This window comes from Pantoea sp. X85 (assembly GCF_029623675.1).
Lineage (GTDB): Bacteria > Pseudomonadota > Gammaproteobacteria > Enterobacterales > Enterobacteriaceae > Pantoea > Pantoea leporis.
This window is the reverse complement of record NZ_CP121108.1, coordinates 906,977-928,524: the sequence shown is the minus strand read 5'-3', so window position 1 is coordinate 928,524 and position 21,548 is coordinate 906,977. Positions and strand designations below refer to the sequence as shown.

Annotated in this window: 17 protein-coding genes, 3 tRNA genes, 2 rRNA genes and 1 pseudogene; 9 read left to right on the top strand and 14 right to left on the bottom strand. The window is 55.0% G+C overall.

Annotation, left to right across the window (positions count from 1 at the left end):
• Both P6287_RS04185 and hpxU read right to left on the bottom strand, forming a co-directional pair.
• The gene (locus P6287_RS04185) at positions 1–786 is read right to left on the bottom strand and encodes a transporter substrate-binding domain-containing protein (RefSeq protein WP_097094836.1); all 786 of its coding nucleotides are present in this window, start codon (positions 784–786) and stop codon (positions 1–3) included.
• A 192-nt stretch (positions 787–978) separates the two neighbouring features.
• Positions 979–1,818 (bottom strand): MurR/RpiR family transcriptional regulator HpxU, encoded by an 840-nt coding sequence (gene hpxU / locus P6287_RS04180; RefSeq protein WP_101762543.1) that lies wholly within the window; start codon positions 1,816–1,818, stop codon positions 979–981.
• Between the two features lie 223 nt (positions 1,819–2,041).
• Here hpxU and P6287_RS04175 point away from each other — a divergent pair, with 223 nt between their 5' ends.
• From P6287_RS04175 to hpxZ, 4 genes are read left to right on the top strand one after another with little or no spacing between them, the layout of a single operon-like run.
• Positions 2,042–3,628, top strand: a complete 1,587-nt coding sequence (locus P6287_RS04175) for a gamma-glutamyltransferase family protein (protein ID WP_277974559.1) — start codon at positions 2,042–2,044, stop codon at positions 3,626–3,628.
• Positions 3,629–3,640: 12 nt separating this feature from the next.
• Positions 3,641–3,826: an oxalurate catabolism protein HpxX gene (gene hpxX / locus P6287_RS04170; RefSeq protein ID WP_061723592.1), complete on the top strand. Its 186-nt coding sequence runs from the start codon at positions 3,641–3,643 to the stop codon at positions 3,824–3,826.
• Complete coding sequence (locus tag P6287_RS04165; protein ID WP_271460154.1) at positions 3,823–5,217, top strand: AtzE family amidohydrolase; 1,395 nt, start codon at positions 3,823–3,825, stop codon at positions 5,215–5,217. Before hpxX ends, P6287_RS04165 begins: the two co-directional genes overlap by 4 nt.
• A gap of 2 nt (positions 5,218–5,219) precedes the next feature.
• A complete protein-coding gene (gene hpxZ / locus P6287_RS04160) occupies positions 5,220–5,603 on the top strand; it encodes an oxalurate catabolism protein HpxZ (RefSeq protein ID WP_101762546.1) in 384 nt (127 codons plus the stop codon).
• A 131-nt stretch (positions 5,604–5,734) separates the two neighbouring features.
• On the opposite strand, the gene puuE is transcribed toward hpxZ, so the two are convergent.
• From puuE to P6287_RS04145, 3 genes are read right to left on the bottom strand one after another with little or no spacing between them, the layout of a single operon-like run.
• The gene (gene puuE, locus P6287_RS04155; RefSeq protein WP_271460156.1) at positions 5,735–6,694 is read right to left on the bottom strand and encodes an allantoinase PuuE; all 960 of its coding nucleotides are present in this window, start codon (positions 6,692–6,694) and stop codon (positions 5,735–5,737) included.
• Between the two features lie 29 nt (positions 6,695–6,723).
• Positions 6,724–7,455 (bottom strand): allantoin racemase, encoded by a 732-nt coding sequence (gene hpxA, locus P6287_RS04150; protein WP_277974558.1) that lies wholly within the window; start codon positions 7,453–7,455, stop codon positions 6,724–6,726.
• The gene (locus P6287_RS04145) at positions 7,452–8,174 is read right to left on the bottom strand and encodes a GntR family transcriptional regulator (RefSeq protein WP_101762549.1); all 723 of its coding nucleotides are present in this window, start codon (positions 8,172–8,174) and stop codon (positions 7,452–7,454) included. Before P6287_RS04145 ends, hpxA begins: the two co-directional genes overlap by 4 nt.
• Positions 8,175–8,319: 145 nt before the next feature.
• Between P6287_RS04145 and P6287_RS04140 the strand changes: the two genes are divergently transcribed.
• A complete protein-coding gene (locus P6287_RS04140) occupies positions 8,320–9,813 on the top strand; it encodes an NCS1 family nucleobase:cation symporter-1 (protein WP_192236769.1) in 1,494 nt (497 codons plus the stop codon).
• Positions 9,814–10,007: 194 nt separating this feature from the next.
• Here P6287_RS04140 and P6287_RS04135 read toward each other — a convergent pair.
• Positions 10,008–10,084, bottom strand: a tRNA-Asp gene (locus tag P6287_RS04135).
• A 134-nt stretch (positions 10,085–10,218) separates the two neighbouring features.
• The gene (dnaQ, locus tag P6287_RS04130) at positions 10,219–10,950 is read right to left on the bottom strand and encodes a DNA polymerase III subunit epsilon (RefSeq protein ID WP_110867826.1); all 732 of its coding nucleotides are present in this window, start codon (positions 10,948–10,950) and stop codon (positions 10,219–10,221) included.
• Between dnaQ and rnhA the strand changes: the two are divergent.
• Positions 10,904–11,471: pseudogene (gene rnhA, locus P6287_RS04125) on the top strand (ribonuclease HI). The gene dnaQ and the pseudogene rnhA sit on opposite strands and share 47 nt — an antisense overlap.
• On the opposite strand, the gene P6287_RS04120 reads toward rnhA, so the two are convergent.
• Positions 11,456–12,190: a class I SAM-dependent methyltransferase gene (locus P6287_RS04120; protein ID WP_061723590.1), complete on the bottom strand. Its 735-nt coding sequence runs from the start codon at positions 12,188–12,190 to the stop codon at positions 11,456–11,458. The pseudogene rnhA and the gene P6287_RS04120 sit on opposite strands and share 16 nt — an antisense overlap.
• Before the next feature lie 40 nt (positions 12,191–12,230).
• Here P6287_RS04120 and gloB point away from each other — a divergent pair, with 40 nt between their 5' ends.
• On the top strand, positions 12,231–12,986 hold the full coding sequence (gene gloB, locus P6287_RS04115; RefSeq protein ID WP_277974557.1) for a hydroxyacylglutathione hydrolase: 756 nt from the start codon (positions 12,231–12,233) through the stop codon (positions 12,984–12,986).
• Positions 12,987–13,057: 71 nt separating this feature from the next.
• Positions 13,058–14,431: a murein transglycosylase D gene (mltD, locus tag P6287_RS04110; RefSeq protein WP_192415429.1), complete on the top strand. Its 1,374-nt coding sequence runs from the start codon at positions 13,058–13,060 to the stop codon at positions 14,429–14,431.
• A gap of 150 nt (positions 14,432–14,581) precedes the next feature.
• On the opposite strand, the gene P6287_RS04105 is transcribed toward mltD, so the two are convergent.
• Positions 14,582–15,385, bottom strand: coding sequence for an endonuclease/exonuclease/phosphatase family protein (locus P6287_RS04105; RefSeq protein ID WP_008105211.1), 804 nt, complete (start codon positions 15,383–15,385; stop codon positions 14,582–14,584).
• A 510-nt stretch (positions 15,386–15,895) separates the two neighbouring features.
• Between P6287_RS04105 and yafC the strand changes: the two genes are divergently transcribed.
• The gene (gene yafC / locus P6287_RS04100; RefSeq protein WP_277974556.1) at positions 15,896–16,804 is read left to right on the top strand and encodes a DNA-binding transcriptional regulator YafC; all 909 of its coding nucleotides are present in this window, start codon (positions 15,896–15,898) and stop codon (positions 16,802–16,804) included.
• A 15-nt stretch (positions 16,805–16,819) separates the two neighbouring features.
• On the opposite strand, the gene dkgB is transcribed toward yafC, so the two are convergent.
• The 5 genes from dkgB to P6287_RS04075 form a co-directional block, all read right to left on the bottom strand.
• Positions 16,820–17,623, bottom strand: a complete 804-nt coding sequence (gene dkgB, locus P6287_RS04095; protein WP_277974555.1) for a 2,5-didehydrogluconate reductase DkgB — start codon at positions 17,621–17,623, stop codon at positions 16,820–16,822.
• Between the two features lie 169 nt (positions 17,624–17,792).
• Positions 17,793–17,869: transfer RNA gene (locus P6287_RS04090), tRNA-Asp, on the bottom strand.
• A 102-nt stretch (positions 17,870–17,971) separates the two neighbouring features.
• A 5S ribosomal RNA gene (rrf, locus tag P6287_RS04085) occupies positions 17,972–18,087 on the bottom strand.
• 207 nt (positions 18,088–18,294) lie between these two features.
• A 23S ribosomal RNA gene (locus P6287_RS04080) occupies positions 18,295–21,199 on the bottom strand.
• A 215-nt stretch (positions 21,200–21,414) separates the two neighbouring features.
• Positions 21,415–21,489, bottom strand: a tRNA-Glu gene (locus P6287_RS04075).
• Between the last annotated feature and the right edge of the window lie 59 nt (positions 21,490–21,548).

Here is a 21,548-nt window from a genome sequence, read left to right as displayed (position 1 = left end):
TTATGCGCCGAGGTTCGCTGGCAGCGGCGCTTTCAGCCACTCTTCCGACAGCTTGTTCAGCGTGCCGTCTTTGATTCCCTGCTCAATCAGCGCATTCACTTTCTCTTTCAGCGCTGGCTCATCTTTTTTCAGGCCGATGTAGCACGGTGAATCTTTCAGCATAAACTGGGCAACCGGCGCTTTTTCGGCGTTCTGGCGCGCAATCGCCGCCACTACCAGGTTGCCCGTCGCCACGTACTGCACTTGTCCGGAAAGGTAGGCCGACAGCGTGGTGTTGTTATCTTCATAACGCTTCACCTGCGCCTCTTTCGGGGCGATATCGCTTAACACCATATCTTCCACTGCACCGCGCGTGACGCCGATCGATTTGCCGCTCAGCGCTGCCGCATCTTTCAGCGTTTCGCCTTTCGGACCAAATACGCCGAGGAAGAACGGCGCGTAAGCGCGGGTGAAATCGATCACTTTTTCACGCTCGGCGTTTTTACCCATGCTGGAGATCACCAGATCGACTTTATCGGTCTGCAGATACGGCACGCGGTTGGCACTGGAAACGGGCACCAGCTGCAACTTCAGTTTCATCTGTTTAGCGAGATACTTCGCCATGTCGATATCGTAGCCCTGCGGCTGCAGGTCAGTACCCACGGAACCGAACGGCGGGAAGTCCTGCGGAACCGCTACGCGGATCACGCCGCGCTTCTGGATATCCTGCAGCTGATCGGCCATCGCACTCCCGACCTGCGCCATCAGCAATGCCGCGCCCGCTACCGCTAATAATACTTTTTTCATTATGCACCCCGGTGAGTTTACGTGAAACAAAAGATTCTTGATGAATCATTCTGCAACTAATGTGCCAACCGCAGTGCTGGGAGAAGAAAGGGGAAAAAACGGGGATTTACCGCGTTGAAGGCAGCAAAAACGGGCATCGCGCCCGTTGGAATTAACGATCAAAAACAGTGCAATGCACCACAATGGCGCCCGTTAACGGTGTTCCAGCTCGTCGAGATGCTGATAAAGATCGGCAATTTGATGGATGCGCTGACGGCCCTGCGACAACATTTCGTGCAGTAACGCATTCGCCAGCAGGTTAATCAGGCTCATGGCGGAGGCGTAGCTATCAAAAGCGGAAACGCTGTCGAGCGGCGCACAAAGCTGCCAGCGCGCCAGCGTGATAATGCCCTGCGCCTGCGGCTCACACAGCGCCAGCACCGGAATGTTGCTCTGCTGCAGCTGCTGCATCAGCGGGCGAATGATGCGTGGACGGCGGCGAAACGCCATCACCACCACGATATCGTCGGGCGTGATATCCACCAGCTCTTCGCCCAACGTCTGGCCCGGCTGCGGCAGCACATGCACCTGCGGACGCGCCTGCATCAGTTGCTGACGCAGGTGCAGCGCCACCGGATAGGCGTTACGCATGCCGATGATAAATACCCGTTTTGCCGCGCCCAGCGCGCTGATCACCTCGCCAAACTGCTGCGGATCGATGCTGTTGACCCACTGCGTCAGGTTGGCCATCTCCTGCTTATAGTGGCGTGACAGTAAGGTGTTGCCCTGCACCGCATCGCGGTTGTCGGTGAGCGGCATGCCGCTCTGGCGCAGGATGCGCAGCTCGTCGCGCATGTCCTTATATTTCTCGTAACCGAGACGCTTGAATAAACGGCTGACCGTGGCCTTCGACACACCGCTCAGCCGCGCCAGCTCGGCGCTGTTGTAGCTGATCAGGTCATCAAAGTGGTCAAACACGAAGTCGGCAATGCGCTGCTCCTGCGGCGACAGTTGCGGATAGTGACTACGAAGGCGTTCATCAAGTTGTTTCATCATCGGTCCTGTAACTTTCGTTTCATCACAAGCTAGCATAAATCGATCCAGATTGATGTCCGTTCAAAACTGGAACAGCTCTTGCTTAGATTTATGCAATATTTGCAGATGTTCACGAATTCGCACATTCCGTAGCGGCGCAATTTATTGCGCGATAAATCGCGCCGCTACGGAATGTGCGGTGATTAAACAGAGTGCTGAAAGAGAACAAGAGAAAATCACTATGATACAGAGCAACATGGCGCCGTTAGGCATGGCCGTTACGCCGCACCATCTCGCCAGCGAAAGCGCGTTAGCGGTGCTGCGCGAAGGCGGCAATGCGCTGGAAGCGATGGTGGCCGCCGCTGCCACCATTGCCGTGGTTTACCCGCACATGAACGGTTTGGGCGGCGACGGCTTCTGGCTGGTGGTGCCGCCCAACGGCGATCCCATCGCCATTGACGCCAGCGGCGCAGCCGGTTCGCTGGCACATCTTGATTTCTACCATGGCGAAACGCAGATTCCGCATCGCGGACCGAAAGCCGCCTTAACCGTGGCGGGTACCGTCAGCGGCTGGCAGGAAGCGTTAACGCTGGCGCAGGAACTTGGCGCGACGCCGCTGCCGTTAACCCGCCTGCTGCGCGATGCGATTCGCTATGCCGCCGACGGCATTCCGGTCACCGCCTCGCAAGCCGCCGCCACCGCCGCCAAACAGCACGAGTTGCAGCATCAACCCGGTTTTGCCGCCACCTTTTTACCGGACGGCAGCGTGCCGCTTGCCGGCAGTCGCTTCACCCAGCTGGCGCTGGCGAATACGCTGAGCATGCTGTGCGATCATGGGCTGGAAAGTTTCTATCGCGGTGAACTGGCGCACCATCTGGCGCGCGAAATGACCGCGCTGGGAATGCCAATCACGCTCGAAGATTTGCAAACGCACCAAGCCCGCCGCTGCACGCCGCTGCATCTGGCACACAGTGAAGGCGATATCTGGAACATGACGCCGCCGACGCAGGGTTTGGTGTCGCTGGCGATCCTCGGCATTACCGATCGGCTGAATATGGCTGACGCAGATGAAGCGCAAACCGTGCACCGCATCGTTGAAGCCACTAAAAAAGCCTTTGCGCTGCGCGACAAGCACATCACCGATCCGCGCCACATCGACATTGATGTGCAGCGTCTGCTGGATGAGGAACACCTCAGCACGCTGGCGGCGCAGGTGGACGATCAACAAGCCGCTGCGTGGGGCACCGGGCGCGGGCCGGGCGATACCGTGTGGATGGGCGTGATGGACAGCAGCGGATTAGCCGTTTCGTTTATCCAGAGCGTTTATCACGAATTCGGCAGCGGCGTGGTGCTGCCCGGCACCGGCATCACCTGGCAAAACCGGGGTGCCGCCTTCAGCCTGCAACCCGATCATCTGCTGGCGCTGCAGCCGGGCAAACAGCCGTTCCACACCCTCAATCCCGCTGCTGCGCGTCTCAAAGATGGCCGCACCATGGTGTACGGTTCGATGGGCGGCGACGGCCAACCGCAAACCCAGGCGGCGATTTTCACCCGTCACGTGATTCAGGGACATCCGTTGCAACAGGCGGTGAGCGCGCCGCGCTGGCTGCTGGGTCGTACGTGGGGACAATCATCCGATTCGCTCAAGCTCGAAGCGCGCATCGCGCCGGAAACAGTGCAGCAGCTGCGTGCGCTCGGCCATGAGGTTGAACTGCTACCCGATTTCAGTGAAGTGGTCGGCCATGCGGGCGCGATCGTCAGACACAACAACGGCATGCTGGAAGGCGCGTTCGATCCGCGCAGCAACGGCAGCGCCGCCGGTTTCTAACGGAGATTTTTGATGAGTTCACAACCGGACTGGGCCACCTATATCGCCCAAATGGAGCAGATTCTGGCGCTGGAGCTGGATGATGCGCGCCGCGCCGAGCTGCTGACGCAGTTCAACCGCATCGCCGCCATGGCCGAGCCGCTGATGGCGCTGCCGCTCGACGATCGCCTGGAAGTGGCGGGAGTGTTTCATCCATGAAACTGTCGTCATTATCGATTAATGCCCTGCAGCAGGCGCTGAGTCAGGGCGAGATCAGCGCCCGCGATATCGCGCAAAACACGCTGGCGGCGATTGAACAGCATAAGGCGATCAACGCCTGGACCGAAGTCACCGGCCAGCGCATGCTGCGCGAAGCCGATCAGATCGATCAGCTGCGCCAGCGCGGTGAAGCCTTGCCGCCGTTAGCCGGCATTCCTTACGCGGTGAAAAACCTGTTTGATGTCGCAGGACACAGCACCTTAGCCGGTGCCAGCCTGTTCAGCGCACGCGCGGCGGCGCGCGAGGATGCGTGGGCGGTGAGCAAACTGCGCCAGTCTGGCGCGCTGCTCTCCGGCATGCTGAATATGGATGCCTATGCTTATGGTTTTACCACGGAAAACACCCATTACGGCGCAACGCGCAACCCGCGCGATTTAACCCGCGTGGCGGGCGGATCGTCCGGCGGTTCAGCGGCGGCGGTGGCTGCGGGTTTGGTGCACTTCTCGCTCGGTACCGACACTAACGGCTCGATCCGCGTGCCCGCTTCACTGTGCGGCATCTTTGGCCTGAAGCCGACCTTCGGCCGCCTGTCGCGCAGCGGCAGCCATCCGTTTGTCGCCAGCCTCGATCACATCGGCCCGTTTGCCCGTTCGGTTGAAGATTTGAGCCTGGTGTACGACACCTTGCAAGGTGCCGATGCCAGCGATGCCTTCCAGGCCGCGCAGCCCGTCTCGCCAGCTAGCGCAGGGCTCAGCAAGGGCGCAGAAGGCGTGCGCAGCGCGGTACTCGGCGGGTTCTTCTCAACCTGGTGCAGCGATGAAGCGCGTGCCGCCGTGGCGGTGGCAGCTAAAGCGCTGCAGGCAATCGACGAAGTGACCTTGCCGAATGCGGAGATCGCACGCTCGGCGGCCTTTATCATGACCGCCGCAGAAGGCGGCAATCACTACCTGCCGATGCTGCGCACGCAGCCGGAGCAGTTCGAGCCCAACTCGCGTGAGCGCCTGCTGGCCGGTGCGATGCTGCCTTCGGCGTGGTACGTGCAGGCCCAGCGTTTCCGCCGCCACTTCCAGCAGCAGGTGCTGCCGCTGTTTGAGCAGTTTGACGTGCTGATTGCGCCCGCCACGCCCTGCACCGCCACCACCATCGGCCAGGAAACCATTCATATCAACGGCCAGCATTTGCCGACGCGCGCCAGCATGGGCATGCTAACCCAGCCGATTTCGTTCCTCGGCTTACCGGTCTGTACCGTGCCGCTGCAAACCGCCAGCGGCTTGCCGATAGGCTTGCAGCTGATCGCTGCGCCGTTTAAAGAACATCTGGCACTGCGCGCCGCCTGGGCGCTGCAACAGCAAGGGCTGACGCTGCCACAAACCACCTTAATGGACGCCTGAAAATGACACCTGAACATATCGATCGCCCGGCAATTCTCGCCGAAGTCACCGCCGCCTTTTACCGCTATGAGCAAGCGCTGATCGGCAATGATGTTGAGGTGCTGGATGAGCTTTTCTGGCACGACAAACGTACCGTGCGTTTGGGCGCGGGTGAGAATTTGTATGGCATTGATGAGATCCGCGCTTTTCGCGCGGCGCGTCCGTCGAAAGGGTTGGATCGCGAGTTACGTAATACGGTGATCACCACTTTTGGCGATGACTATGCGGTGTGCAGTACGGAGTTTACGCGTGAAGGCGTAGAGAAGATCGGACGCCAGCAGCAGACGTGGGTGCGATTACCATGCGGCTGGCGGATTGTCGCGGCGCAGGTGAGTTTGATGAGTTGAGTTGGGTGGTTTTTCCCTCACCCTAACCCTCTCCCGCACGCGGGAGAGGGAATGATTGGGTGGAGTGATTTGCTAAACCGGGGACGGATCGGCGCCTTCTCCCGCTGGCGGGAGAAGGTTGGGATGAGGGGCTAAGCGCTCGGTGCCGGATGCGTCACGATCCAGTGATCGGCGATTTGCTGCCGCGTACACACCCACACATCTTCATGCTGCTGAATATGATCGAGGAAGCGCTGCAAGCCACGGAATTTCCCCGGACGTCCCAGTAAACGACAGTGCATGCCAATCGACATCATCTTCGGTGCCGTTTCGCCCTCTTCGTACAGCACATCAAAGGTGTCGCGCAAATAGGTAAAGAACTGCTCCGCCGTGTTGAAGCCCTGCGGCGAGGCGAAGCGCATATCGTTGCACTCCAGCGTGTAAGGGATGACCAGATGCGGTTTAACCGTGCCGTCCTGACAGGTGACCTGCGTCCAGAACGGTAAATCGTCGCCGTAATAGTCGCTGTCATAGCTAAAGCCGCCCTGCTCGACCACCAAACGTCGGGTGTTGGGGCTGTCGCGGCCGGTGTACCAGCCGGTTGGCGCTTTGCCAAACAGGTCGGTTAACACGTCCACCGCCTGCTGCATGTGCTGGCGCTCGGTCTTGGCATCCATCGCCTGGTAGTGAATCCAGCGCCAGCCGTGGCTCACCACGTCGTAATCCGCCGCTTTGATCGCCTCAACGATGTCCGGATGACGCGCCAGCGCCATCGCCACGCCAAACACCGTCAGCGGCAAACCGCGCTTTTGAAACTCATTGTGGATGCGCCAGAAACCGGCGCGCGATCCGTATTCATACAGCGAATCCATCGACATATGGCGATCGGCGTAGCTGGCCGCGCCGATGATATCGGAAAGAAACTGCTCGGAACCGGCGTCGCCATGCAACACGTTGTTCTCGGCGCCCTCTTCGTAATTAAGGACAAACTGCACCGCGACGCGCGCTTTGCCCGGCCACTGCGCATGCGGCGGGTTGCCAGCATAGCCGATCAAATCGCGGGGATAGTTTTTGTTGAAGCTGTACTCTTTCTTGCCAGATACATCATTCATTCTGTAAGTTCCTGTCGCTCAACCAGTGGTTAGTTTAGGTGCTGAAAGGCTCCGCTGAGCGGTTTTTCGAGTGGATAATCGAGATCGCCGTGCTTGCTGGTACCAAAGCCTAGCGCCACCAGCGACTCCACCATTTTTACCGCAGCGCTGACCCCGTCGATTACCGGCATGCCCAGTTCTTTGGTGAGATCCTGCGCCAGCGTAGCCATACCGCCACAGCCCAGCACAATCGCGCCGCTGCCATCTTCGCGTTTGGCCTGCATGCAGCGCTGACGCACTTTCTCCTGCGCCACGCCGCTGCCGTCTTCCAGCGCCAGCACCGGCAGATCGATGGCGTGCAGCGCGGCACAATGGTGTGTGAAGCCATATTGCTGCAGCAGATGGCGCGCAATCACCAGCGTGCGCGGCAAGGTGGTGACAATCGAAAAGCGCGTCGCCACCAGCGTGGCGGTGTGCATGGCCGCTTCCGCAATGCCAATTACCGGGCCGCTTGCCAGTTCACGCGCCGCCAGCAATCCCGGATCGCCGAAGCAGGCAATGATATGGCCGCTCACGCCCTGCTCTTTGCCGCGTTTCACCTGCTCCAGCACACCAATCGCCGCGATGGCCTCATCAAAATGACCTTCAATCGACTCGACGCCGTGAGTCGGGCACACCGCCAGAATATCGGTGCCCGGCGCGGCGACGGCGCGCGCGGCAGTACCCATGGTTTCCGTCATCGCTAAGCTGGTGTTGGGATTGATGACCTGAATCAGGCTCATGATGCCGCTCCTTTGTTACCGGCAAATAACCGGGTGAAATCAGGCAAGGTTTCGCCGCTGCGCTCAAAGTGCAGGCTGGCAACAATGTGTTCGAAATGATGCTGCAGCGCCGCCGTCAACCCCGGCAGATCTTTTTGCCGCAGCAGATCCACCAGCCGATCGTGATGATCGCATCGGCAGCCGCGCTGCCACGGTGCACCGTAAGCGGCAATCACCAGCGACGAACGCTGCGTCAGGCGCGTCACCATATCGGTGAGCACTGCGTTACCGGAGATCGCCTGCAGCTGAATATGGAACGCGGCGGAGAGACGAATCGCGGCGGCACCATCATGCTGATCATGTGCCTGCTGCTCTTCTTCAATCAGCACGCCGAGTGCCGCTAAGTGCGGCGCCTGCACGTGGCTCAGCACCGCTGGCAGATTGGCACACTCTAATAAACTGCGAGTGGCAAAGATGTCGCGGGCTTCATCCACGCCCGGCGTCGCCACCTGTGCACCACGCCTGGGCGACAAAGTGATCATTTGCACCGCGGCGAGGCGTTGCAGCACCTTACGAATGCCGGTGCGGCTCACGCCGAAGACATCCGATAAGGCTTCTTCCGGCAATTTACTGCCCGGCGGCAGTTGATGCTCAACGATGGCGGTAAGCAGCGCCTGATAGATAGGTTCATCGCGATCGTTCAGATCGGCAGCCGTTTTCTGGCCTGTTTCACTCTTCATTACCTGCTCCGGTAAGTGACTGTGTGCTGCACATCGTATACGTGAAATTATTTTTTTGTATACAAGAAATCATTTCTGGCCTGGATCCTGCAATACCGTTTCACGCTGTGATTAATTTTCCATGATGTAGAGAGGAGCAGGTTTCATGCCAAATCATTCTGAAGTGACCTCGCGGGTGGCCTCTGAAGCCAACGCACAATACAGTCCACGTCTGTGTAATGACGATCTGGCGCCGACGCGCGACCAGAACTGGTCGTGGTACAACATCTTTTCGTTCTGGATGTCGGACGTGCACAGCATGGGCGGCTACGTGGTGGCCGCCAGCTTCTTTACCCTCGGGCTGGCGAGCTGGCAGGTGTTGCTGTGTTTGCTGGTGGGCATCTGCATTGTGCAGCTGTGCGCCAATCTGGTGGCCAAACCGAGCCAGATGGCAGGCGTACCGTACGCGGTGATTTCGCGTCAGGCGTTTGGCGTGTTCGGCGCTAACATCCCGGCGATTATTCGCGGGCTGATCGCTTTTGCATGGTACGGCATCCAGACTTATCTGGCGGCTAACGCGCTAATGCTGGTGCTGCTGAAGTTCTTCCCCACCCTGAGCAGCATGACGCAAAGCAGCTGGCTCGGCTTATCTCAGCTGGGCTGGTGTTGTTTCGGTGTGATGTGGTTACTGCAGGCGATGGTGTTCTGGCACGGCATGAACGCGATTAAACGCTTTATTGATGTCGCCGGTCCGGCGGTGTACGTGGTGATGGTGGCGCTGGCGGGCTGGATTGTATACAAAACCGGTTTCGATGGTATCTCCTTCACGCTGGCCAGCAAGCAGTTGAGCACCGGCGAGCAAACCTGGCAGATGATTACCGCCACCGCGCTGGTGGTCTCCTACTTCTCCGGTCCGCTGCTGAATTTTGGTGACTTCTCGCGTTACGGCAAAAGCATGGGCGAAATTCGTCGCGGCAACCGCTGGGGCTTACCGTTCAACTTCCTGCTGTTCTCGATTGTCACCGTGGTGATTGTCTCCGGTACGCAATCGCTGTTCGGCAGAATGATCACCGATCCGATTGAAACTGTCAGCATGGTGGGTAACGACGTGGCGGTGGCGATTGGCCTGCTGACCATGATTATCGCTACCATCGGCATTAATATCGTGGCGAACTTTGTTTCGCCGGCATTCGACTTCTCGAACTGCTCACCGCAGAAAATCAGCTTCCGCACCGGTGGCATGATTGCCGCAGTCGGTTCAGTGTTACTGACGCCGTGGAACCTGTTCCAGTCGCCAGAACTGATTCACTACACGCTGGATGTGCTGGGCTCGTTTATTGGGCCGCTGTTTGGCATCCTGGTGGCCGATTTCTATCTGATTAAACGCAGCAAAGTCTACGTGGATGACCTGTTTGATGACACGCCGAAAGGACGTTACTGGTATCGCGGCGGCTTCAACCCGAAAGCAATTGCCGCGCTGCTGCCGTCGGTGGGCATTTGTCTGGTGATCAGCTTTATTCCTTCACTGCATGCAGTGGCGAACTTTAGCTGGTTTATCGGCGTGGCGTTGGGTGCGGGCTGCTATCGCTGGCTGGCGCGCGCTGACCGCGAAGAGTCGGTGGCGGCGTATCGCGCGACGGTGGCGGTACAGAAGGATTAAGTTGCGTGCGCGCTGGCCCTCATCCCAACCTTCTCCCGCTAGCGGGAGAAGGGGCAGCTCGCTGCGAGGGTTAACATCGAGCGCGATCAGCGCCTTCGCCCAGTTGCGTGAGAGGGCGGGGGATGAGGGAAAACGACACCATTTAGAAAAAGCAAAAAGCCGATGCATTTCTGCATCGGCTTCTTTAAATAGATTGGCGGAACGGACGGGGCTCGAACCCGCGACCCCCTGCGTGACAGGCAGGTATTCTAACCAACTGAACTACCGCTCCGCGCTTTGTTCCCCGTCGAGAACGAGGCGCATATTAATAGCAGCTTTCACACCCGTCAACGCTTTTTCTGTGGGAATGTTTCGTTTGACGTTTTTTTCAGCTTAACGTCGATTTTGCACGCAAAATCAGCCGTTTTACACGCGCCACAAGCAGCTACCACCCTTCTTCTGCACCAAATCCAGACGACCTTCGTGCGCAGCAATCTCTTCATCGCTGGCGCTGACCACGCGCAGACCTGAACTCGGACGCACAATGCGCTGAATGTTCTCCGCGCCGCCCTGATTGTTCTGCTCACCGTCCAGAGAAAATGCCAGCGAGGTTTGACCGCCGGTCATCATCAGGAATACTTCGGCCAGAATCTCGGCATCGAGCAGTGCGCCGTGCAGCGTACGTTTGCTGTTGTCGATTTCATAACGGTTGCACAATGCATCGAGGCTGTTGCGCTTGCCGGGATACATCTTACGCGCCATCGCCAGGCTATCGGTGATCTGGCAGAAGGTTTCGGTTTTGCCGATATCCCGCTTCAGCATGCCGAATTCATAATCCATAAAGCCGATATCGAACGATGCGTTATGGATCACCAGCTCTGCGCCACGGATGTAATCAAGGAATTCGTCGGCGATATCCGCAAACATCGGCTTATCAGCAAGGAATTCATCGGCGATACCGTGAACGCCGAACGCTTCCGGATCCACCAGCCGATCGGGCTTCAAATACATATGGAAGTTGTTGCCGGTCAGGCGACGGTTGATCACCTCAACCGCACCAATTTCAATGATGCGATGTCCTTCATAATGTACACCGATCATGTTCATGCCGGTGGTTTCAGTATCGAGGACGATCTGGCGGTTATTTGCAGTGCTCATAGGACTCGTTTTATGTCAGACTTGGCGTTTTGTCAGAAGGAAGTCTACCAGAGATGCGCAAACAGGTAGAAATATTCACCGATGGATCTTGCCTGGGCAATCCCGGTCCCGGCGGTTATGGCGCCATTTTACGATATGGCGCGCATGAAAAAGAGTTCAGTACAGGTTATCGCCTCACCACTAACAATCGCATGGAAATGATGGCGGCTATCGTGGCGCTCGAAGCGTTGAAACAGCCGTGTGAGGTGGTGATCAGCACCGACAGCCAATATGTTCGTCAGGGTATCACCAGCTGGATCCACAACTGGAAGAAGCGCGGCTGGAAAACCGCCGATAAAAAACCGGTGAAAAATGTCGATCTGTGGAAACGCCTCGATGTGGCGCTCAGCAACCATGAAATTAAGTGGGAATGGGTAAAAGGCCACGCGGGGCATCCGGAGAACGAACGCTGCGACGAACTGGCACGCAGCGCGGCGGGAAAGCCCACTCAGGATGATATCGGTTATCAGGTTGAATCCTGATCCTTCACTTCACGAAACTGGCGCGTGACATTAACCGTTTGCCGTAGCTGGCTTTGACTCAGATTCTTCTTCATTTTGGTGGGCGTTAGCGGGAACGTACGTTTACGTGCCACCACAATGTTCAAACAACCGAGCGCCGGTAAATGCGCGCTGATCACCCTGCCGCCCTGCCGATGCCACGGCACCACCTGGAAACGGGTGCGGTAAACCACCTCATAATTCAGCAGGCCCAGCCAGTCGAGCAATCGTACCTGGCTGAACATCCGTCCACTCCACGGCGCGCGCGAGTGCAAACCCGGAATGCCTTTGCTAATCCCTAATAAACTGAAAGGGTTGAAGCCGCTGATGATCATCCATCCATCATCGATCAATACCCGATCCACTTCACGCAGTACGCGGTGCGGATCCTGACTCCACGCCAACGTGTGCGCAAGTAAACAGGCATCAACGGATTTAGATTCAAAGGGTAATTGCGTGTTATTGGCGATAACCTGTAATTCATCGCCCTCAATGCCCACATTCACCTGATGCGATATGGCACACTGGCTGGTGTTGATTTCTGCGCTGAGGCTGCCAATTTTAAGCATATGAAAGCCATATAGCTTGCCGAGATAAGGCTGCAGTTGCTGAGTGAGCGCGTCGCGAAAATAGTCTCCCATTGGCATATCGCGCCAGGAGCGCGGTGCAGTCAGGATTTGGCGTGTTTTAGCCGGCTTCATGCTCTACCATTTTCCTTTTTCTACGACCTGAGAGGTGTTTATGAATCTTACCAGCATTCCCGCATTGCAGGATAACTACATCTGGACACTGACGGACGATGACAACAGGTGTTTGATAGTCGATCCCGGCGAAGCACAGCCGGTGCTGGATAAAATCAGGGCCAATCATTGGCAACCCGTGGCGATTTTGCTGACACATCATCATCACGATCACGTCGGCGGTGTGGATGAGCTGTTGCAGCACTATCCCGATGTGGCGGTTTTCGGTCCACAGGAAACGGCAGATAAAGGGGCGAAGCGTATTGTGGCCGAAGGTGATGAATTTACCCTGCTTGGGCTGAATTTCCGTGTCATCGCAACACCCGGTCACACTTTAGGACATATCTCATATTTCAGCTCCCCTTATCTTTTCTGTGGTGACACGATGTTTTCTGGCGGCTGCGGGCGATTATTTGAAGGCACTGCAGAGCAAATGTTCGAATCATTTCAAAAACTTAATCAGCTCCCTGAAGATACTCTCGTTTGCTGCGCGCATGAGTACACTTTATCCAATATGAAGTTTGCTGCGGCTATTCTGCCCCACGACCCTAAAATTTTGGCAAGGTATCAGCAAATTAAGGACTTACGCGCAGAAAACCGCATCACTTTACCAACAAAACTGGCCTTAGAGCGGGAAATAAATTTATTTTTACGCACGCAAGAGGCTGATTTACAACAGGCTTTAGGCACTAATGTCTCATCATCAGCGTTATGGCAAACTTTCGCCGATCTACGCGAGAAGAAAGACCGCTTTTGATATTTGAGGTTGTGTTGTGGTGGACCGTCACGTATAGTTGCTCGTCTTTTAAGCGAACTATTGACACACACATGAAGGCTAAAGCGATCTTACTCGCCTCGGTCTTGCTGGTAGGATGTCAGGCATCAAGGAATGACGCCAATATCCCCGTACAGCATGCCCAGAGTCTGTCTTCAGCTGGTCAAGGTGAAAATGGAAAGTACGGAGATCGATTGTTGTCGCCGCGATGGCAGGATGATGGAACAAGCCTCGCAGAAGATACTGATCTCTGGAATCACATTAGTGACGAGTTGAAGATGGGGATTCCGGAAAACAGCCGGATCCGCGAACAAAAAACAAAATTTTTAAAAAATAAGAGCTATCTCCACGATGTAACATTACGGGCAGAGCCGTACATGTACTGGATTGTCGAGCAGATACAGAAACGTAAAATGCCGATGGAACTGGTACTGCTACCCATAGTGGAGAGCGCTTTTGACCCACACGCAACATCTTCTGCGAATGCCGCCGGCATCTGGCAGATTGTTGCACAAACGGGCAAAAACTATGGTTTGAAACAGAACCAATGGTACGACGGACGCCGCGATGTGGTGGCCTCGACCAAAGTAGCGCTGGATATGATGCAGCGTCTGAACGGTATGTTTGACGGCGACTGGTTACTGACCATCGCCGCCTATAACAGCGGTGAAGGACGTGTGCTGAAGGCGATGAAACAGAATAAGGCGCGCGGTAAGCCGACTGACTTCTGGAGTTTATCGCTGCCCCGCGAGACCACGGTTTACGTACCTAAAATGTTGGCCTTGAGTGAGATTCTCAAGAACAACAAGCGTTACGGTATCAAACTGCCGACCCCGAACGAGAGCCGTGCTTTAGCTCGCGTAGAGGTGGGACAGCAGATTGAACTGACGCAGGCCGCCGATATGGCCGGTATGTCTCTCAGCAAGCTGAAGACATTTAATGCCGGTTATAAAAACGGTGCCACTGCGCCAAATGGACCGCACTACATTATGGTGCCTAAGTCCAACGTTGCTAAGTTGCGCGATTCACTGGCTTCCGGTGATATCGCTTCCGTGCAGCCTACCGAGATGGCGAAAGTCAGTGCGGCAGGAAACAGCTATACGGTACGCAAAGGTGACACCTTGTCTGGCATTGCCAACAAGCTTGGCGTAAGCGTCAGTGCACTGAAACAGCAGAACAATCTGCGCAGCGCTTCAGTTCGTACCGGTCAGACTCTGACCGTGAACGGCAAAGCGAGCACGCAATTGGCTGATAACGGCAACAGCATCACCTACCGTGTACGTAAGGGTGATTCTTTTGCCAGTATTGCTAAACGCCACGGTGTGAACACCAAAGACGTTATGCGCTGGAACAGTGACGCTAAAGACATTCAGCCGGGCGACAAGCTCACGCTGTTTGTGAATAATAGCGCAACACCTGATACCTAATGCCCCGAAAAGGCTGGCTTTTGTCAGCCTTTTTCATTTTCTGCTTCTGCTAAATTCTGCATATCGCCTGTTCAGGCTCTGACTCGCCCTTCCCTGCATTATTTCAGCTGAACATTAACTGTTGCGAGGCGTGAGTTCGAGCGTATTAGCTTAACGCTCGATACCGTAGAGAGAGTTGAACTCAACCAGCAGCGGATTGTGATCTGATGCGCGCGTCACCAGCACAGAAGCTTCACTGACCTTCATATCGCGGTAGAAGACGAAATCCAGTGGGCGCCCAAAGGCTTTTCGGCGATGGTCATCGGTGAAGTTCACCTCACGCAAAGACATCTCCCGCGCAAAGCGATATAGCGCATTCATGCGCTGGCGGCTCCAGGCGTTAAAATCTCCCGCCATGATCACCGGCCCACGATGATGTTGAATCTGTTCGCCAATCGGCCCCAACTGTTTGCTGTAGACATCGACACCGAGACTGAAATTGACCGCGTGGATATTCACCACCATCAGCATTTCGCCCGTGGGTAATGGATACGCCGTGACCAGCGCAGATTTGGCCAAACGCAGCAGCGGCTCACGTTCCCTTAGTGGGCAACAGTACACAGGGTGCGCAGACGCCAACGTCATGACGCCGGAAGGATGTTGCGGTAAGACAAAGGCCGGCACCTGATCGGCCGCAAGATAGTTACTGGTGGCGAATTTGACCAGTTCAGGCGTGGCCTGCGCCTCCTGCAGCAGAACAAGGTGGGCATCTTTGCCAAAACCCTGGAGCACAGACATCCAGTCTGCACGCTGTTGCTTAAAGATATTCCAGACTAAAACTCGCAGTGTGGGATCAGCTGGCAAAGGTGCGCCAGGCGGTAATGCCTGCCCAAGATGCAGCATTGCCCCCGGCGGAAAAATCCGTTCTGCTGGTTGACCGGCTACATAACGCATTGAATAAGTTTTTTTCCGCACTTTCCCGCCCAACTGGTTTACGACTCGTACTTCACCTGACTGTTATAGGGATTTTAGCGCGGGGTTTCAATTGGTGTTCTTGATTGTCGGAATTCGCCTCACAGCTTACCAATGTAAAAGCCTGCCAGCTGGCAGGCTTTTGTGCATGTCATTCCATCGCTATCGCAGTCTGAGTTTTATCGGGTTGGCCACTCAATCGCCCTAGCAGCAGCGCGCCAGGTACAATTACGGTGCCGATCCACGGGGTTTACGCCAATCCATAATGTTCAACAATGCAGAATCACGCTCACTGCGGCAGGCAGAGTAATACGGAGTTGTTCAGCGATGGTTGGGCTCAGAACGACGATAACAAATTCTGTCGTTCCGATCGCACAGGCACTGATCGTCAGCGCCCAAAGTGCAATTGGCATGATTAACTCCCATTAAGGTTTTAATGGGCATTAGTGTTGCCGCATGCTTTAATGACAAAAAGATGCAAAGTGCGAATAGACTTTTGCTTTTGGAGGGATAATGAAAGCATCGTCAGATGAGCTTAAGGTGTTTATCGCTGTAGTGGAGAGCGGCAGCTTTAGTCGCGCTGCAGAACAGTTGCAGATGGCCAATTCAGCGGTGAGTCGCACGGTTAAAAAACTGGAGAATAAGCTGGGTGTCGCGCTCTTAACGCGTACTACGCGTCAGCTAGCGCTCACTCATGAGGGCGAGCATTATTTTCGCCGCGTGCAAAAGTTGATGCACGAGATGTCAACCGCCGAGAGCGAGTTGATTGAGCGTCAGATGGCGCCTCAGGGCGTACTGCGTATTGATGCTGCTACACCCGTAATTCTGCATCTGTTGCTACCGATGATTAAACCCTTTCGTGAGCGCTATCCCAATGTCACACTATCGCTCATATCTTCAGAGAGCTTTATTAACCTCATCGAACGTAAAGTCGATGTGGCGATTCGCGCTGGCAATTTGACGGATTCTACACTGCGCGCTCGTTTGCTCTTTATAAGCTATCGCAAATTAGTGGCGACGCCGGCTTATCTGGCGAAATATGGTGTCCCTGCATCAACAGCTGATTTGGCTCAGCATGAATGCCTTGGCTTCGTTGAAACGCCACGCTTAAATCGCTGGCCAGTCGCAGATGAAGGTGGCGATCTTTATGACATCACGCCAGGAATGTCATCTAACAGCGGCGAAACGCTTAAACAGCTAGTGCTAGGCGACCAAGGTATCGCGTGTTTATCAGATTTTATGGTAGATAAAGAGATAGCCGATGGTACTTTTATTGAACTGCTTGCTGAACAGCGTATCCCAGTTGAGATGCCTTTTAATGCAGTCTATTACAGTGACTTAGGAGTTAGCCAACGCGTTAGGGCGTTTATCGATTTTCTGAGTGAATGGGTTAAAGCTCAGCCCTGGCGAGTGCAGGGCTGAAAAGGGATGCAGCGATTAATCCCAGTCTGGCGCCAAACCTTCTGGACCCACTAAGCGCTGATGACGATCCAGCGCGGCAATATTTGCCATATCTTGATCGTCTAGCTGCAGATCAACCGCTGTCATGTTGCTCGCCAGGTTTTCACGTTTGGTTGATGACGGGATCACCGCGTAACCTAACTTCATCGCCCATGCCAAAACAACCTGTGCCGGAGTAGCTTTGTGCTTCTGTGCAATGGTATTAATTACCTCATCCTTCAGCGCTTCTCCATAAGCTAACGTCATGTAAGAAGTGATGTGAAGACCATTCTTTTTAGCAAAATCAACCACCTGCCGATTCTGCAGAAAGGGATGCAGCTCAATCTGGTTAGTCGCTATATTTTCCACGCCAACCGCGTCAATCGCCTCTTTCATCAAAGCAATTGGGAAGTTTGAGATACCAATTTGCCGCGTCAGGCCTGCTTCTTTTGCTGCCATCAATGCCAACATGCTCTCTTTTACCGATACCGCCGATCCGGGAGAAGGCCAGTGGATTAAAGTGAGATCGACATAATCGGTGCGCAGTTTCGCCAGACTTTCTTTCAAGCTGGGAATCAACTTCTCAGCCGAAAGATTCTCAATCCAGATTTTGGTGGTAATAAACAAGTCGCCGCGTACTACACCACTCTCAGCGATCGCCTGCCCCACAGCCGCTTCATTTTCATAGATTTGCGCAGTATCAATTGTGCGATAGCCAAGTTCCAACGCAGTTTTAACTGAATGGATTACAACGTCATCTTGCAGGCGGAAAGTACCTAAACCAAAGGCGGGGATCGTCATGATTTCCTCATCGTATAGCGTTATGTTTCGATGGGAACTATTGTGGCAAGTTTATTGTTGCTGAAAAATCCGTTTATAAGCAAAAAAATTTTGATTTTTTATCAACAATAATGACGAAATTGCAGATATGAAAAAGCCCTGACTTTTCAGTCAGGGCTTATCAATTAAGTGGCGGAACGGACGGGGCTCGAACCCGCGACCCCCTGCGTGACAGGCAGGTATTCTAACCAACTGAACTACCGCTCCACCGATTCTGTACTGATATCAGACAATCGTTCTGATTTCAGGTGTTTCGCCCTTCCCGCGTCACGGGGAAGGTCACGACCCGGTGACGGGTCTTAAATTGATGCCTGGCAGTTCCCTACTCTCGCATGGGGAGGCCCCACACTACCATCGGCGCTACGGCGTTTCACTTCTGAGTTCGGCATGGGGTCAGGTGGGACCACCGCGCTAAAGCCGCCAGGCAAATTCTTGCTGCACGAAACGAATATTTTTCACTGATGCCGCGTTGCTCTCCCTCGCGTAACTCAGTCACATACTTCAGTATGCTCCCTCGCTCCGTCTCGGTCGGCGCCTCGCCTCAGCGTAAAATCTTCGCTTCCGCTAATTCTTTATCCGGTAAAACAAGCTGAAAATATCGGTCTCTCAGACCAAAACGCCTCTGGCGTTGTAAGGTTAAGCCTCACGGGTCATTAGTACCGGTTAGCTCAACGCATCGCTGCGCTTACACATCCGGCCTATCAACGTCGTAGTCTTCAACGTCCCTTCAGGACTCTCAAGGAGTCAGGGAGAACTCATCTCGGGGCAAGTTTCGTGCTTAGATGCTTTCAGCACTTATCTTTTCCGCACTTAGCTACCGGGCAGTGCCATTGGCATGACAACCCGAACACCAGTGGTGCGTTCACTCCGGTCCTCTCGTACTAGGAGCAACCCCCCTCAATTCTCCAGCGCCCACGGCAGATAGGGGGCGAACTGTCTCACGACGTTCTAAACCCAGCTCGCGTACCACTTTAAACGGCGAACAGCCGTACCCTTGGGACCTACTTCAGCCCCAGGATGTGATGAGCCGACATCGAGGTGCCAAACACCGCCGTCGATATGAACTCTTGGGCGGTATCAGCCTGTTATCCCCGGAGTACCTTTTATCCGTTGAGCGATGGCCCTTCCATTCAGAACCACCGGATCACTATGACCTGCTTTCGCACCTGCTCGAGCCGTCACTCTCGCAGTCAAGCTGGCTTATGCCATTGCACTAACCTCCTGATGTCCGACCAGGATTAGCCAACCTTCGTGCTCCTCCGTTACTCTTTGGGAGGAGACCGCCCCAGTCAAACTACCCACCAGACACTGTCCGCAGCCCGGATTACGGGCCTACGTTAGAACATCAAACATTAAAGGGTGGTATTTCAAGGTTGGCTCCACGCAGACTGGCGTCCACGCTTCAAAGCCTCCCACCTATCCTACACATCAAGGCTCAATGTTCAGTGTCAAGCTATAGTAAAGGTTCACGGGGTCTTTCCGTCTTGCCGCGGGTACACTGCATCTTCACAGCGATTTCAATTTCACTGAGTCTCGGGTGGAGACAGCCTGGCCATCATTACGCCATTCGTGCAGGTCGGAACTTACCCGACAAGGAATTTCGCTACCTTAGGACCGTTATAGTTACGGCCGCCGTTTACCGGGGCTTCGATCAAGAGCTTCTCCTTGCGGATAACCCCATCAATTAACCTTCCGGCACCGGGCAGGCGTCACACCGTATACGTCCACTTTCGTGTTTGCACAGTGCTGTGTTTTTAATAAACAGTTGCAGCCAGCTGGTATCTTCGACTGCCTTCAGCTCCATCCGCGAGGGACTTCACCTGATGACAGCGTGCCTTCTCCCGAAGTTACGGCACCATTTTGCCTAGTTCCTTCACCCGAGTTCTCTCAAGCGCCTTGGTATTCTCTACCTGACCACCTGTGTCGGTTTGGGGTACGATTTCGTGTTACCTGGAGCTTAGAGGCTTTTCCTGGAAGCAGGGCATCAGTTACTTCACCACCGTAGTGGCTCGTCGTCACGCCTCAGCCTTAAGATACCCCGGATTTACCAAAGGTATCAGCCTACACGCTTAAACCGGGACAACCGTCGCCCGGATAACCTAGCCTTCTCCGTCCCCCCTTCGCAGTAACACCAAGTGCAGGAATATTAACCTGCTTCCCATCGACTACGCTTTTCAGCCTCGCCTTAGGGGTCGACTCACCCTGCTCCGATTAACGTTGAACAGGAACCCTTGGTCTTCCGGCGAGCGGGCTTTTCACCCGCTTTATCGTTACTTATGTCAGCATTCGCACTTCTGATACCTCCAGCAGCCCTCACAGGCCACCTTCAACGGCTTACAGAACGCTCCCCTACCCAACAACGCATACGCGTCGCTGCCGCAGCTTCGGTGCATGGTTTAGCCCCGTTACATCTTCCGCGCAGGCCGACTCGACCAGTGAGCTATTACGCTTTCTTTAAATGATGGCTGCTTCTAAGCCAACATCCTGGCTGTCTGTGCCTTCCCACATCGTTTCCCACTTAACCATGACTTTGGGACCTTAGCTGGCGGTCTGGGTTGTTTCCCTCTTCACGACGGACGTTAGCACCCGCCGTGTGTCTCCCGTGATAACATTCTCCGGTATTCGCAGTTTGCATCGGGTTGGTAAGCCGGGATGGCCCCCTAGCCGAAACAGTGCTCTACCCCCGGAGATGAGTTCACGAGGCGCTACCTAAATAGCTTTCGGGGAGAACCAGCTATCTCCCGGTTTGATTGGCCTTTCACCCCCAGCCACAAGTCATCCGCTAATTTTTCAACATTAGTCGGTTCGGTCCTCCAGTTAGTGTTACCCAACCTTCAACCTGCCCATGGCTAGATCACCGGGTTTCGGGTCTATACCCTGCAACTTAACGCCCAGTTAAGACTCGGTTTCCCTGCGGCTCCCCTATACGGTTAACCTTGCTACAGAATATAAGTCGCTGACCCATTATACAAAAGGTACGCAGTCACCCCATAAAGAGGCTCCCACTGCTTGTACGTACACGGTTTCAGGTTCTGTTTCACTCCCCTCGCCGGGGTTCTTTTCGCCTTTCCCTCACGGTACTGGTTCACTATCGGTCAGTCAGGAGTATTTAGCCTTGGAGGATGGTCCCCCCATATTCAGACAGGATACCACGTGTCCCGCCCTACTCTTCGAACTCACAATCTGTGCACTTTCGTGTACGGGACTATCACCCGGTATCGTGCGACTTTCCAGACGCTTCCACTAACGCACAAACTGATTCAGGTTCTGGGCTGTTCCCCGTTCGCTCGCCGCTACTGGGGGAATCTCGGTTGATTTCTTTTCCTCCGGGTACTTAGATGTTTCAGTTCCCCGGGTTCGCCTCGCAACACTATGTATTCATGTTGCGATGATGCACTGGGTGCACCGGGTTTCCCCATTCGGACATCGTCGGCTGTAGCGGTTCATATCACCTTACCGACGCTTTACGCAGATTAGCACGTCCTTCATCGCCTCTGACTGCCAGGGCATCCACCGTGTACGCTTAGTCACTTAACCTCACAACCCACAGGCGTTTTGCAACGCGTGCAGACTGCAAGCATTTGAGAGACTCGAACATATCGCCGCTTCATTCTTATTACGGAGAATGAAGACGATACGTCGTTTCAATTTTCAGCTTGTTCCGGATTGTTAAAGAGCAGTATCTCAGACGCAGCTCGTAAGCTTCGTTTGAGATACATCGTGGAGACACCTTTCACCTGTCACCAAGCAAGTGGCGTCCCCTAGGGGATTCGAACCCCTGTTGCCGCCGTGAAAGGGCGGAGTCCTAACCGCTAGACGAAGGGGACACGATAGTGTCACGACTTCGCAGCCGTCTTGCTCATTACTTTCTATCAGACAGACAATG